At 70.1% G+C, this 12,861-nt stretch carries 16 protein-coding genes; 9 read left to right on the plus strand and 7 right to left on the minus strand.

Features of this window, described 5'->3' with window-relative positions; all coding sequences use genetic code 11:
* Nucleotides 1-211: 211 nt before the first annotated feature.
* The gene (locus P9K36_RS00860) at nt 212-1,402 is read left to right on the plus strand and encodes a cupin domain-containing protein (protein WP_043754985.1); all 1,191 of its coding nucleotides are present in this window, start codon (nt 212-214) and stop codon (nt 1,400-1,402) included.
* An 84-nt stretch (nt 1,403-1,486) separates the two neighbouring features.
* Here P9K36_RS00860 and obgE read toward each other — a convergent pair whose 3' ends face one another.
* The 6 genes from obgE to P9K36_RS00890 all read right to left on the minus strand — a co-directional run bounded on the left by obgE (nt 1,487) and on the right by P9K36_RS00890 (nt 5,697).
* On the minus strand, nt 1,487-2,515 hold the full coding sequence (gene obgE / locus P9K36_RS00865) for a GTPase ObgE (RefSeq protein WP_043754988.1): 1,029 nt from the start codon (nt 2,513-2,515) through the stop codon (nt 1,487-1,489).
* Between the two features lie 89 nt (nt 2,516-2,604).
* Nucleotides 2,605-3,201: a GNAT family N-acetyltransferase gene (locus P9K36_RS00870; RefSeq protein WP_043754990.1), complete on the minus strand. Its 597-nt coding sequence runs from the start codon at nt 3,199-3,201 to the stop codon at nt 2,605-2,607.
* Nucleotides 3,202-3,388: 187 nt separating this feature from the next.
* Nucleotides 3,389-3,655: a 50S ribosomal protein L27 gene (gene rpmA / locus P9K36_RS00875; RefSeq protein ID WP_043352185.1), complete on the minus strand. Its 267-nt coding sequence runs from the start codon at nt 3,653-3,655 to the stop codon at nt 3,389-3,391.
* Nucleotides 3,656-3,741: 86 nt separating this feature from the next.
* Nucleotides 3,742-4,056 carry a 50S ribosomal protein L21 gene (gene rplU, locus P9K36_RS00880; protein WP_010683509.1) on the minus strand — a complete coding sequence of 105 codons (315 nt, stop codon included), beginning with the start codon at nt 4,054-4,056 and terminating at the stop codon, nt 3,742-3,744.
* A gap of 191 nt (nt 4,057-4,247) precedes the next feature.
* Nucleotides 4,248-4,649 (minus strand): hypothetical protein, encoded by a 402-nt coding sequence (locus P9K36_RS00885; RefSeq protein WP_043754991.1) that lies wholly within the window; start codon nt 4,647-4,649, stop codon nt 4,248-4,250.
* 415 nt (nt 4,650-5,064) lie between these two features.
* On the minus strand, nt 5,065-5,697 hold the full coding sequence (locus P9K36_RS00890; RefSeq protein WP_043352189.1) for a YceI family protein: 633 nt from the start codon (nt 5,695-5,697) through the stop codon (nt 5,065-5,067).
* Between the two features lie 133 nt (nt 5,698-5,830).
* Here P9K36_RS00890 and ruvA point away from each other — a divergent pair, with 133 nt between their 5' ends.
* From ruvA to P9K36_RS00930, 8 genes are all read left to right on the plus strand, one after another.
* A complete protein-coding gene (gene ruvA / locus P9K36_RS00895; protein ID WP_043352190.1) occupies nt 5,831-6,448 on the plus strand; it encodes a Holliday junction branch migration protein RuvA in 618 nt (205 codons plus the stop codon).
* 192 nt (nt 6,449-6,640) lie between these two features.
* A complete protein-coding gene (locus tag P9K36_RS00900) occupies nt 6,641-6,913 on the plus strand; it encodes a (2Fe-2S)-binding protein (protein ID WP_078947121.1) in 273 nt (90 codons plus the stop codon).
* Nucleotides 6,914-6,957: 44 nt separating this feature from the next.
* Nucleotides 6,958-7,455, plus strand: a complete 498-nt coding sequence (bfr, locus tag P9K36_RS00905) for a bacterioferritin (RefSeq protein ID WP_043380322.1) — start codon at nt 6,958-6,960, stop codon at nt 7,453-7,455.
* Nucleotides 7,456-7,566: 111 nt separating this feature from the next.
* Nucleotides 7,567-8,364: a 4-hydroxy-tetrahydrodipicolinate reductase gene (dapB, locus tag P9K36_RS00910; RefSeq protein ID WP_043754993.1), complete on the plus strand. Its 798-nt coding sequence runs from the start codon at nt 7,567-7,569 to the stop codon at nt 8,362-8,364.
* A gap of 17 nt (nt 8,365-8,381) precedes the next feature.
* On the plus strand, nt 8,382-9,020 hold the full coding sequence (locus P9K36_RS00915; RefSeq protein WP_043380315.1) for a 2,3-bisphosphoglycerate-dependent phosphoglycerate mutase: 639 nt from the start codon (nt 8,382-8,384) through the stop codon (nt 9,018-9,020).
* Complete coding sequence (locus P9K36_RS00920) at nt 9,021-9,674, plus strand: alpha-ketoglutarate-dependent dioxygenase AlkB (RefSeq protein ID WP_278306476.1); 654 nt, start codon at nt 9,021-9,023, stop codon at nt 9,672-9,674.
* A gap of 29 nt (nt 9,675-9,703) precedes the next feature.
* Nucleotides 9,704-10,135 carry a DUF2809 domain-containing protein gene (locus P9K36_RS00925; RefSeq protein ID WP_051045065.1) on the plus strand — a complete coding sequence of 144 codons (432 nt, stop codon included), beginning with the start codon at nt 9,704-9,706 and terminating at the stop codon, nt 10,133-10,135.
* 75 nt (nt 10,136-10,210) lie between these two features.
* Nucleotides 10,211-11,179, plus strand: a complete 969-nt coding sequence (locus tag P9K36_RS00930) for a hypothetical protein (RefSeq protein ID WP_278306477.1) — start codon at nt 10,211-10,213, stop codon at nt 11,177-11,179.
* A 4-nt stretch (nt 11,180-11,183) separates the two neighbouring features.
* Here P9K36_RS00930 and P9K36_RS00935 read toward each other — a convergent pair whose 3' ends face one another.
* A complete protein-coding gene (locus P9K36_RS00935; RefSeq protein ID WP_043754998.1) occupies nt 11,184-12,803 on the minus strand; it encodes a gamma-glutamyltransferase family protein in 1,620 nt (539 codons plus the stop codon).
* Nucleotides 12,804-12,861 lie beyond the last annotated feature (58 nt).

Raw genomic sequence — 12,861 nt, forward strand, 5'->3', positions numbered from 1 at the left:
CGCCCGGGCGGTTCGGGCCGCCGGCGCGTCCAGATCGTTGGCCGGCACGACCGTGGCACACGTTCCTGCGAGCGGCCTCATCCCTCACGTGGTCGTGAGTATGTGGCATGCCAAAGATCGATATTGCGGCGCGGGAGCGCGGCGGCCGGTTCGACGCTGCACCGCACCGAGCCCCGGCGCGCTCGACCTCAGCACACAGGACACAGACAAGATGGACGCGAATCGACGCGCGTTTCTCGGGACCGCAGCCCTCGGGGCCGGCGGTCTCGTCGCCCTGACCCAGGGGGCCGCCGCCGCGGCGACCGATCACGGGGCGCCCGGGGCCGGCGGCTTCGGGCGGGACGTTCAGCAGCTGCCCCCCGGCGCTCCGGTCGCCTACCACGACCCGAAGGATGTCGGCGCCATGCCGGACTTCCACTTCTCGCTCGACGGCAACGTCCCCAAGATCACGTCGGGCGGCTGGGCCAAGGAGGCGACCGTCCACCAGTTCCCCATCAGCAAGGGGATCGCGGGCGTACACATGTTCCTCGATCCCGGCGCGTCGCGGGAGCTGCACTGGCACGCCATCGCGGCCGAGTGGGCTTACGTCATCGACGGCCGATGCCAGACCGTGGTCCTCGATCCCTCGGGGGCGAGCGAGATCAACAACTACGAGCCGGGCGACCTGTGGTTCTTCCCCAAGGGGCACGGCCACTCGATCCAGACGATCGGCGACAAGCCGTGCCACTTCATCCTGTCGTTCGACAACGGCGCCTTCTCGGAGCACGGCACGTTCTCGATCACCGATTGGGTCGACGTGTCGCCGAAGGACATGCTGGCCCTCGATTTCGGCCTGCCGACAGCCGCGCTGAACGCGTTCCCGAAGGGCGAGGCCTACATCCAGGCCGGGCCGGTGATCCCGCTCGCCCAGGCGCTCGACGCGCCCTGGCCGAAGGAATCGACCCACAAGTTCCGGCTCCTGAAGGATCCGCGCGCGGTCCGCGACTTCGACGGTGGGACGTTCCGCCTCGCCACAGTCGACGAGTGGCCGGTGTCCAAGTCGATGTCGGGCGGCGTGATGACGATCCGGCCGGGCCAGATGCGCAAGTTCCACTGGAACGTGAACGCCAACGAGTGGCACTATTACCTGAAGGGCAAGGGTCAGGTGGCCCTGTTCGGCTCGGGCGGCCGCGGCAAGGTCGCGGAGTTCAAGCCCGGCGACGTCGCCTACATCCCCATGGGGTTCGGCCACGCGATCAAGAACGTCGGCGACGACGATCTCGAGATCGTCCAGACCTGGGACAACGGCAAGTTCGAGGAAATCGACCTCGATGCCTGGATCAAGGCGAGCCCGAACTATCTCCTCGCCAACAACTTCACCGGCGTCCCCGCCGACACGCTCGCGAAGCTGAAGCAGGGCTGAGACGACGCTCGATCCGGACCGACAGGGCTCAGACCCGGTCCTGTCGGTCCCGGCCGCCGCGTCCTCGGGACAACCGGTCGACGGCTATGGCTGCCAGGCGTCCACCGGCTTCCGTTCGGCCTCGGCGCTGGCATCGATCTCGGACTGGAGCGCCCGCAGCGCCTCGGGGACGCCCTTTCGGCTCGCCGAGGACAGGACCAGCGGCGCGCGGCCGGCGGCGCGCTTCAGCTTGGCCACCTGGCTCTTGAGCGTGTCGGCGTCGAGGGCGTCGGCCTTCGAGAGCGCCACGATCTCGGGCTTCTCCGCGAGGCCGTTGCCGTAGGCCTCGATCTCGCCGCGCACCAGCTTGTAGGTCTTGCCGGCATGCTCGCTCGTGCCGTCGACGAGGTGCAGCAGCACCCGGCAGCGCTCGACATGGGCGAGGAACTTGTCGCCGAGGCCGACGCCCTCATGCGCGCCCTCGATCAGGCCCGGGATGTCGGCGAGCACGAATTCGCGCCCGTCCGAGCGCACCACGCCGAGGCCGGGATGCAGGGTGGTGAACGGGTAGTCGGCGATCTTCGGCTTCGCGGCGGTGACGCTCGCCAGGAAGGTCGACTTGCCGGCATTCGGCAGGCCGACGAGGCCGGCATCGGCGATCAGCTTGAGCCGGAGCCAGATCCACATCTCCTGGCCTTCCAGGCCGGGATTGGCGTGCTTCGGGGCGCGGTTGGTGGACGTCGTGAAATAGGCGTTGCCGAAGCCGCCATTGCCGCCCTTCGCGAGGCGGATCCTCTGGCCGACCTCGGTCAGGTCGGCGAGCAGCGTCTCGCCGTCCTCGGCGAAGATCTGTGTGCCGGCCGGGACCTTCAGGACCGTGTCGGCGCCGTTGGCGCCGTGGCAGTTCGAGCCCATGCCGTGCTCGCCCTTCTTGGCCTTGAAGTGCTGCTGGTAGCGGTAGTCGATGAGGGTGTTGAGCCCCTCGACGCACTCCACCCAGACATCGCCGCCCCGGCCGCCGTCGCCGCCGTTCGGCCCGCCGAACTCGATGAACTTCTCCCGCCGGAACGAGACGCAGCCGGGACCGCCGTCACCGGAGCGGACATAGACCTTGGCTTCGTCGAGGAATTTCACGACCTGAATCCTTTGTCGGGTGCGGATTCGCGACCCGCACCATCACCCTGTCGACGGCGGCCGGCCAGCCCCGGCGCCGAAAGGCCGCCTCAGGCGGCCCGCGTCATCGCCGGCTCCGACGGCGGGTTCTGCCAGCGCCGCCGGTCGAGGCTGAAGAGATCGACCGGCAGATCCGCGCCGCGCGCCGGGAAGGGCCGGGTCGCGCTGCCGGCCTGCACGAAGCCACAGGTCTCCAGAACGTGCCGGGACGCCGGGTTGACCGTGCGGGCCGACGCAGCCAGTTCCGTCCCGCCGGTATAGGCGAAGAAGGCGTGGCACAGAGCCGTCACGGCCTCGGCCATCAGGCCGCTGCCCCAATAGGGCTGCCCGAGCCAGTAGCCGAGTTCCGGCGGCCCCTCGGTCCGCCCCTCGATGCTGATCACACCGATGAGGCTGCCGGGCGCCGCCCGCGGCGCGAGGGCGAGCGTGAGGGCCGACCCGGCGGTGTTCTGCGCGCGCGCCTGCAGCAGGAACGCATCCACCACCGGGGCCGGAAGCGGGTGCGGCACCCGCGCCAGCATCGCGGCGACAGACGGATCACCGGCCAGCTTCAGGATCGCGTCCCTGTCCTTGGCGGTCGGCCAGCGCAGCCACAGCCGCCGCGTCTCGATCCGGAAAACGTCATCACGGGTCAGATCGGGGAACATCGTGCCCTCGCAGGGCGGCGTTCCCGGCTCCGGGACACCGCCTCAAGACGACGAAGGGGAGGATGGCGTCCCATCCTCCCCGGGTGTTCCGTCCGAACCGGCCCGTCAGGGGCTCGGCAACGACGTCTCCGGTCCGGTGTGGGACACCGGGCGGGACGCCAGCTTCGCCTCTAAAGGCGCCCGCCTCTTATTCCGCGGCCTCGGCCAGCGGGGTTACGGCCACGAAGGCGCGCCCGCGGCGCGTCTCGAAGCGGACATGGCCCGGTACCAGCGCGAAGAGCGTATGGTCCTTGCCCATGCCGACATTGGCGCCGGGATGCCATTTGGTGCCGCGCTGACGCACGATGATGTTGCCTGGAATCACGGCTTCCGCGCCGAACTTCTTGACGCCGAGGCGCCGGCCTTCCGAGTCGCGACCGTTGCGGGACGAGCCGCCTGCCTTCTTGTGTGCCATGGGATGAACTCCGAAATCTGATGGGCTTGGATGCGGTCGCGGATCGGACCCTCAGGGATCCTCACGCGCCCAGCGTCTGGCGTGCGTCAGGCCGAAATGCCGGTGATGCGCACGACCGTGTGGTCCTGCCGGTGACCGCGCTTGCGGCGCGAGTTCTGCCGGCGGCGCTTCTTGAAGGCGATGACCTTCTTGTCGCGGCCGTGGCGCACGATCTCGCCGGTGACGCTGATGCCCGACAGGGTCGGGGCGCCGACCTGGGTCGCGCCCGCGCCGTCGGCGAACAGGAGGACCTCGCCGAAGGTCACGGCCTCGCCGGCCTCGCCCGCCAGGGAGGCGATGGTGATGGTGTCGTTGGCGGCGACGCGGTACTGCTTACCGCCCGTCTTGATGACTGCGAACATCGTTCTCTCGTGTTCTCGAACGGCCTCCGGGGCGGCTGCCCCTGGACCGGCTTCTTGTTTGAAGTCATTGTGCGGGCTTTCCGCCCGGACAACGCGAAACGCGCGGACCTCAAACAGAGGCCGCGCGCCATGCGGGGTCACTACGAGCCTGATGCCGCCGTGTCAATCCGCGCCGGACTCCCGGGGCTCCGTCAGCGGATCGGGGCGCCGGTCGCCAGGACGCCCTTCGCGACACTGCCCTCGGGGCCGAAGGCGGCCAAAGCCTCGGAGCACCAAGCCTCGCGGCCGTCGGCGGCGAGCTGCTGGCGCACCTGCAGGGCGCGCTGCTTCAGCTTCTCCTCCAGCATCGCTTCCTGTCCGGCATTGACTCGGGCCGCGAGACGGAGCGTCGTGAGCTGTCCGGCCCTGACCTGCACGCCCGGGCAGGCCTGTTCGGCGATGATGGTCGTCGCCGCCGCCGTCGCATAGTTGTCGAGGGGCGAAGCCGCCGCGGCGGGCGCAGGGGCGCGGGCGGCCGGCGCGGGGACCTGCGCCGCGGCGGCTCCCGCGAAGCACAGGGCCAGGGCAAGACTGAAGACACCGGAACGCCGCACGGCTCAGACCTCCAGGGTGGCGCCGACCTGCGCGGTGATACGCCCGTCATGCGCGGGACGAGGCCGGGTGCCACTGAGGAGAAGCGTCGTCATCTGGGGGCATCCCTTCGCTGCGGCGCCGCGACGGCGGTTGACTACACCCCCGGCGGCGAGGCGTCACCCGCCCGGTCAGACCGCGCGGCTCGACCCGGTCTTATGCGCGGCCGCGGGGCGCCGCACATGAGCGAGCTCCTCGGCGTGTGGGTCCGCCCGCCCATTCATCCGCAGGGTCGTTTCGGAGCGCCGCAGGCGAGCCCGGATCCGGAAACACCGTCGGTTCCCGGCGTCGGCGCGTCGGGCTCCGGGCCCCGCCGTGCGGGACCCTTGCCGGTTGCGAAGCCGCGCTGTCGGCTCCGCGGACCGAGTCGGCCGATCGTCAGGGCGCGGCCTTGAACTCGCCCTCGATGCGCAGGCTCACCTCGTCGCCGAGCTGCGGCAGATAGGCGTTGATGCCGAAATCCGAGCGCTTGATGACCGCCCGGCCGTCGAAGCCCACGGTGTAGCGCTGATCCACCGGATGGATGCCGGCCTGATTGAACGTGGCGTCGATCGCAAAGGGCCGGACCGTGCCGCGCAGGTTCAGGTCGCCGGTGATCCGCGCCGTGGTCGGGCTGGTGGGCTCGACCTTCGTGGCGGTGAAGGTGGCGTTCGGGAACTTGGCCGTGTCGAAGAAGTCCGGGGCTGCGAGGTGCTCGTTCAGGCGCGCGCTCCCGGTCATCACGCCGCCCAGGGGCACGGTGACCTCGAGGCGGCTCTTCTCCGGCGCCTTCGGATCGAGCTGGAGCGTGCCGCTGAGACCCGCGAACTGGCCGTAATAGGTCGAGTAGCCGAGATGCGAGACGGACCACGTGATCTTGCCGTGATCCGGATCGAGCACGTAGCTCCCGGGCCGGACCTGCGTCGGATCCGCGCTCGGCGCGACCGGGACGGGGGCCGTTGACGGATCGTCCGCCCCCCGGGCCGGGCCGAAGCACAGCAGGCCCAGCAGGGCAAGAAGTGGCGCGCGCATGGTCATCCCCCCGTGACCGGCCAAGCGCGGCCGGCGCGGCGCCCGTGATTTCATGATCTCCCTGCGCGCTCAAGCACGTCTGGCGGAGGGCGCCGCGGTTCTGTAGGCATCCCGCGACAGCGACAGGCGTGGCATGATCGGCAAGCTCAAGGGCGTCGTGGACTCGTTCGGCGAGGATTTCGTGATCCTCGACGTGTCGGGCGTCGGCTATATCGTGCATTGTTCGGCGCGCACCCTGCAGCGCATGCCCAAGGTCGGCGAGCCCGCTTCGCTGTCGATCGAAACCCATGTCCGCGAGGACATGATCCGCCTTTACGGCTTCCGCTCGGATGCCGAGCGGGAATGGTTCCGCCTGCTTCAGACCGTGCAGGGCGTCGGCGCGCGGGTGGCGCTGGGCGTGCTCTCGGTGATGGAGCCCGAGGCGCTGGCCAGCGCCATCGCCACCGGCGACAAGGGCGCGATCAGCCGGGCTCCAGGGGTCGGGCCGCGTCTGGCGGCACGGCTCGCCGCCGAGCTCAAGGACAAGGCCCCGGCCTTCGCGCCGATCGACCCCGCCCTCGTTGCCCTCACGGGAGCCGTCGAGGACGGCGCCGCCCCCCAGCCGGTGGCGGATGCCGTCTCCGCCCTGGTCAATCTCGGCTACCCGCAGGTCCAGGCCGCCGCCGCCATCGCTGCGGCTCTCAAGGGTGCGGGCGAGGGCGCCGAGGCCAAGGTGCTCATCCGGCTCGGCCTGCGCGAACTCGCGCGCTGACGCGCCCCGGAACCGTTGGGGCGCACTTAGATCGCACGCCCTTGACCCGCGCGGGCCGCGGTGCCATGTCGACCGCAGCCAATAAGGCATTGAAAAGCCAGCTACTTTTCAATTCTTCTAAACTGGCGCAGGTGCCCGGGACGGTCGTCGACGACCGCTGCGGGCGCGGGGATGACGGGATTTGCGGCGCGCATGATCGTCTGTTCTTGTAACGTCATATCGGACGGCGCGGTCCGCGGCTGCCTCGCACCCGGCCCGGGCTGCCCGCGCACGCCCGCGCAGGTCTATGCCTGTCTCGGCTGCAGCCCGAAATGCGGGCGCTGCGCCCGCACGATCCGGGCGATCATGCAGAGTGCCCTGGGCCAAGCCGCGCCGGCGGAGAGCAGCCATGCCTGCACGACGACTTGCGCAAGCGCGTGTAGTTTGGTGAAGTTCCAAACTGCGGATGAGGGAGTCGCGGCCTGATGCTTCTACCCCCCGCCTGAAAGCACGGTAAGGAGTACGGGGGCATGAAGGGCGACACCAAGGTCATCGAGTATCTGAATCGCGGCCTGCGCAGCGAGCTGACGGCCGTCAGCCAGTACTGGCTGCATTTCCGCATGCTCAATGACTGGGGCTACGTCGAGCTGGCGAAATTCTGGCGCAAGGAATCGATCGAGGAGATGAACCACGCGGACCGGTTCATCGACCGGATTTTGTTCCTCGACGGATTCCCGAACCTGCAGGAGCTCGACCCGCTGCGGATCGGCCAGAACGTCCAAGAGATCCTGGATTCCGATCTCGCCGCCGAGAACGAGGCCCGCAGCCTCTATCTCGAGGCCGCGAAGTACTGCGATTCGATCAACGACCGGGTCTCCAAGCGCCTGTTCGAGGATCTGGCCGAGGACGAGGAGGGGCACATCGACTTCCTCGAGACGCAGCTGGAGCTGATCAAGCAGATCGGCCTGCCGCTCTACGCGCAGAAGCATATCGGCGGCCTCGAGCAGATCGCCCCCGAGAAGGAGTGAGGTTGCCCGGGCTCCCGCCGCCCCTGCGGCAGACGGGGAGCCCGGACACCGACGCAGGACGGGCCGGCGCGGTGCGGATCCTGCGCGCAGCAAGGTGGGTTGGGGAACGGAATGCGGCTCGTGGTGGTCGGCGCCGACGGGCGCATGGGGCGGATGCTGATCCGCGCGGTGGCGCAGTCTGAGGGCTGTACGCTCTCGGCGGCGATCGAGCGCGAAGGCTCCCCGGCCCTGGGGCAGGATGCGGGTCTGCTCGCCGGTCTCCAGCCCCTCGACGTGCCGGTCACCGATGACGCGCTCGCGGCCTTCGCGGCCGCCGACGGCGTCCTCGATTTCACCGCGCCCGCCGCCACGGTGGCCTTCGCCGAACTGGCGGCCCAGGCCCGCATCGTCCACGTCGTCGGCACGACCGGCCTGTCCGAGGACGATTTCGCCAAGCTGAAGGCGGCCTCGTACCATGCCCGGATCGTCCAATCGGGCAACATGTCGCTCGGCATCAACCTGATGGCCGAGCTGGTCCGCCGGGTCGCGAAGGCGCTGGGCGACGAGTTCGACATCGAGATTGCCGAGATGCATCACCGCATGAAGGTGGATGCGCCGTCCGGCACGGCGCTGATGCTGGGCGAGGCCGCCGCCGAGGGCCGCGGCGTCGACCTGAAGACGGTCCGCGTCTCCACCCGGGACGGGCATACCGGCGCCCGCCGGCCCGGCGATATCGGCTTCGCCACCCTGCGGGGCGGCAGCGTCGTCGGCGACCACAGCGTAATCTTCGCCGGCACCGGCGAGAGCCTGACGATCAGCCACCACGCCGCCGACCGCGGCCTGTTCGCCACGGGCGCCGTCAAGGCCGCGCTCTGGGCGCATCCCAAGCCGCCGGGGCTCTACACGATGGCCGACGTCCTCGGCCTGTGACCGGGAGCGGTGCATCCATGGAACGGCTCCTCGTCCTCGTCCGGCACGGCCAGAGCGAGTGGAACCTCCAGAACCTGTTCACGGGCTGGCGCGACCCGGACCTGACCGAGCGCGGCATCGCCGAGGCCCGGGCGGCCGGCCGCGGGTTGAAGCGGGACGGCTACGGCTTCGATGTCGCCTTCACCTCCGAATTGTTGCGGGCCCAGCGCACCTGCTCGCTGATCCTGGAGGAGATGGCTCTCCCGGATGTTCCGATCATTCGGCAGAGGGCCCTCAACGAGCGGGATTACGGCGATCTCTCCGGCCTCAACAAGGACGCGGCCCGCGCCCGATGGGGTGACGCGCAGGTCCATACCTGGCGCCGGTCCTACGACGTGCGGCCGCCCGGCGGCGAGAGCCTGAAGGACACTGCCGCGCGGGTGCTGCCCTATTACATCGCGGCGATCCTGCCGCGGGTGATGGCCGGCCAGCGGGTCCTGGTGGCGGCCCATGGCAATTCGCTGCGCGCCCTGGCGATGGTCCTCGATGGGCTGAACGAGGAGCAGGTGCCGGATCTCCAGATTCGGACCGGGGTCCCGCTGGTCTACCGCCTCAACGGCGACACCACGGTCGCCTCGAAGATCGTGCTGGAGCAGGATGTCGACGCGGGCCGCTGAGTGGCGACGGAACTCGCCCCCGGCCTGATCCACCATCCCGGCTTCCTCGATGCGACGGCCCGCGCCCGGCTCGCCGCCGAGATCGCCGCCATCCTCGAAACGGCGCCGCCCGTGACGCCGCGGATGCCGCGCACCGGCAAGCCGTTCTCCGTACGGATGTCGAATGCCGGTCCCCTCGGCTGGGTCTCGGAAGTCGCGGGCTACCGCTATCAGCCGGACCATCCGGAGACCGGGCGGCCATGGCCGGCGATGCCGCCGACCGCCCTCGCGGCCTGGGCGGTGTTGGCGAACTGTCCGGTGCCGCCGGAAGCCTGTCTCATCAACCTCTACGCGCCGGGATCCCGCATGGGTCTCCACCAGGATCGCGACGAGGCGGATCTCTCGGCGCCCGTCCTCTCGCTCTCCCTCGGTGCGGCGGCACTGTTCCGCTACGGCGGCCTGAGCCGCGCGGATCCGACGCGCTCGATCCGCCTGCAGGCCGGCGACGCGCTGGTGATCGGCGGCCCCTCGCGCCTGATCTACCACGGCATCGACCGGCTCTACCCGGCCGGCGACCTTCTCGCGGAGACGGCCGATCTCGGTTTTCTCCCGCCGGGCGGCCGCTGCAACCTCACTCTGCGGCGCGTCACGGAGCCGGCACCGCCGTGGCGCTAGAGCGATCGCCGGAATGCGGGCCGGCCGCGATGCCGGCGCCCGCGCGGATGGATCTGCCGCTGGCCCGGGCAGCCCATCTCGGCCTCGCGGCCGCCGTGATCGGGCTGGGGCTGCTGCTGCGCGTGCCGGCGTGGAACCTGCCGCTCGCGGTTCACCACTACGGCGGCGGCATCCTCTGGGGAGCGATGCTGTTCCTGCTGGTGGCCGCCCTGCGACCGGCCGGCTGGGATCTGCGCACCTGCATGATCGCCGCCTTCTTCGGCGCCGGGCTCATCGAAGCGAGCCGTCTCGTTCATACCCCGGCGCTCGACGCCTTCCGGGCAACCCTGCCGGGCCAGCTCCTCCTCGGCACACTCGTCTCCCCGTGGAATCTCTGCGCCTACGCCGTCGGGATCGCCGTCACGGCGGCGTTGGCGGTTTCCTTTCATCGTGATCGCAGGCGCGCGGCATTGCCGGCTTGACAGATCAGGTCGCCGGGCAGACCCATCGCGAGCGGACTAACCCCAAGTTGGGTCCACGAGGAGAACCGGTTTTCGATGCGGATGCGCAACCTGACGCTGCGTCTCGGACGGGTTCTCGGCGCTGCCGCGCTTGCGGTGAGCCTTGGCTCCGCGGCCTGGGCCGGAGATCCTGTCTACCCGCCGGGCTCGCGCTTCGGCTTCGATCCGCCGGCCGACATGTCGCTGTCGCGGCGCTTCTCGGGCTTCGAGCGGAAGGAGGGGGGCGCGACCGTGTCGGTCGTCGAGCTGCCCGCGAACGCCTTCGCGGAACTCGTCAGCGGCTTCACCGACGCCAACCTGTTGAGCCAGGGCTTCGCGGTCGAGAAGCGCGAGGAGGTCAAGATCGGCGACAACGAGGGCATGCTCTACACCGGTGAGCAGCCCGCCGATCCGGCCTCGTCCGCTCCGGCGATCCGGAAGTGGATTCTCGTGGTCGGTACGCCGAGCGTGACCGGACTGATCATCGCCCAGGCGCTGCCCGACGCCGAGACCGAGGTCTCGATGCGCAAGATGGTGACCGGCGTCACCCTCCGGCCTGCGCTGACGCTGACCCAGCAGGTCGACGCGCTGCCCTTCCGCATCGCCGACATGGCGGGCTTCCGGCCGGTGCGAGTGATGGCCGGCAATTCGATCCTCCTGACCAGCGGCCCCAAGGACCAGATGCAGAATCTGGAGCAGCCGATCCTCGTCCTTGCCCAGGCCGTGCAGCAGCCGCCCTCGGCCGAGCAGCGGGACGGCTTCGCCCGCGCCGCCCTGGCCTCGAACCAGACCATGAAGGACTTCGTCATCGAGCGGGCCCAGAGCTACCGCTCGAACGGCGTCGACTGGCACGAGATCGTGGCCCGCGCCCTCGACCAGCCGACCAACCTGCCGGTGGTCGTCATGCAGACCATCCGGTTCGCGCCGGATGGCTATTTCCGCGCCCTCGGTGTCGTGCGGCAGGATCAGCGCGACGGCGTCCTCGCCAAGTTCCGCCAGGTCGTGGACAGCGTGCAGGTGAAGTAGCGCCTCACCACACGGCGGCCTGCCCGTCGCGGCGCGGGTCGCTCGCCGCCACGTAGCCTTCGACCGCCGGATCGCCCATCCGCCAGATGAACTGGCCGGCGCCGAAATCCTGGTAGCTGTCCTCGATCACCTCGAGCCGGTGGCCGAGGGCCTTCAGGCGGTCCAGGGTCGCCCGCGGCATCGCCGCCTCGACGTTGATGTCGAGACCCTCGTTCACCCGCCACCGCGGCGCGTCGCAGGCCGCCTGCGGGTTCTGGCCGTGGTCGATCATCCGCACCAGCGTCTGGACATGGCCCTGCGGCTGCATGTTGCCGCCCATCACGCCGAAGCTCATCACCGGCGCGCCGTCCCGGGTGAGAAAACCCGGGATAATGGTGTGGAACGGGCGCTTGCCCGGCGCCACCACGTTCGGGCTCGCAGGATCGAGCACGAAGCCGTAGCCGCGGTTCTGCAGGGAGATCCCCCAGCCCGGAACGACCACGCCCGAGCCGAAGCCCATGAAGTTCGACTGGATGAAGCTCACCATCATCCCGGATTCATCCGCGGCGGTGAGGTAGATCGTGCCGCCCGCGGGCGGCTTGCCGGGGCCGAAGACCTGGGCGCGGTTCCGGTCGATCAGCTTGGCGCGCTCCGCCAGATAGGCGCGGTCCAGCATGGCTTCGGGCGTCACCTCCATCCCGCGCGGGTCGGCGACGTACCGGTAGGTGTCGCTGAAGGCGAGCTTCATCGCCTCGATCTGGAGGTGCTGCGCCTCCGGTCCGTCCACCGGCAGGCTGCCGAGGTCGAACTGCTCCAGGATGCCGAGCGCGATCTGTGCCGCGATGCCCTGGCCGTTCGGCGGGATCTCGTGCAGCGTGTAGCCGTGGTAATCCTTGGCGGTCGGCGTCACCCATTCGGGGCGGTACGCCGCGAGGTCGGCGGCCGTCATGGCGCCGCCATGGGCCCGCGCGTGCGCGGCGATCGCCTCGGCGATCTCGCCCCGGTAGAAGGCCTCGCCCTTGGTCTCGCCGATCAGCCGCAGGGTCCGCTCGGCGCCGGGAAAGGTCACCAGCTCGCCGACATCCGGCGCTCGGCCGCGCGGCAGAAAGAACTCCGCGAAGCCCGGCTGGCGGGTGATCGCCTCGATCCCGGCGGCGGCCGCCCATTTCTGCTGCACGACGACCGGCGCGAGATAGCCGTGCTCGGCGATGCGGATCGCCGGCTGCATCAGATCGGCGAAGGGGAGGCGGCCGAAGCGCTCGCTGAGCGCGACCCAGGCGCCCACCGCCCCCGGTACGGTGACCGAATCCCAGCCGCGCATCGGCGTCCGTTCCGCCGGACCGTATTTCCGCAGGAAGTAGTCCGGGCTCCAAGCGGCCGGAGCCCCGCCAGAGGCGTTGAGGCCGTGCAGCGCCTTCCCGTCCCACAGGATGCAGAAGGCGTCGGAGCCGAGGCCGTTGCTGCACGGTTCGGTCACGGTCTTGGCGGCCGCCGTGGCGATCGCGGCATCGACCGCGTTCCCGCCGGCCTGGAGCATCTGGATGCCGGCCTGTGCCGCCAGCGCGTGCGAGGTGGCGACACAGTTGCGCCCGAACATCGGCATGCGCAGGGACGGATACCCGGTCACCCAGTCGAACGGCTTCATGGCACTGTTCCCGGCCTCGGCAGCGGATCTGCTCCCGCGGCACTTGGCATACAGGATA

Source organism: Methylobacterium sp. 391_Methyba4, assembly GCF_029691625.1.
Taxonomy (GTDB): Bacteria; Pseudomonadota; Alphaproteobacteria; order Rhizobiales; family Beijerinckiaceae; genus Methylobacterium; species Methylobacterium fujisawaense.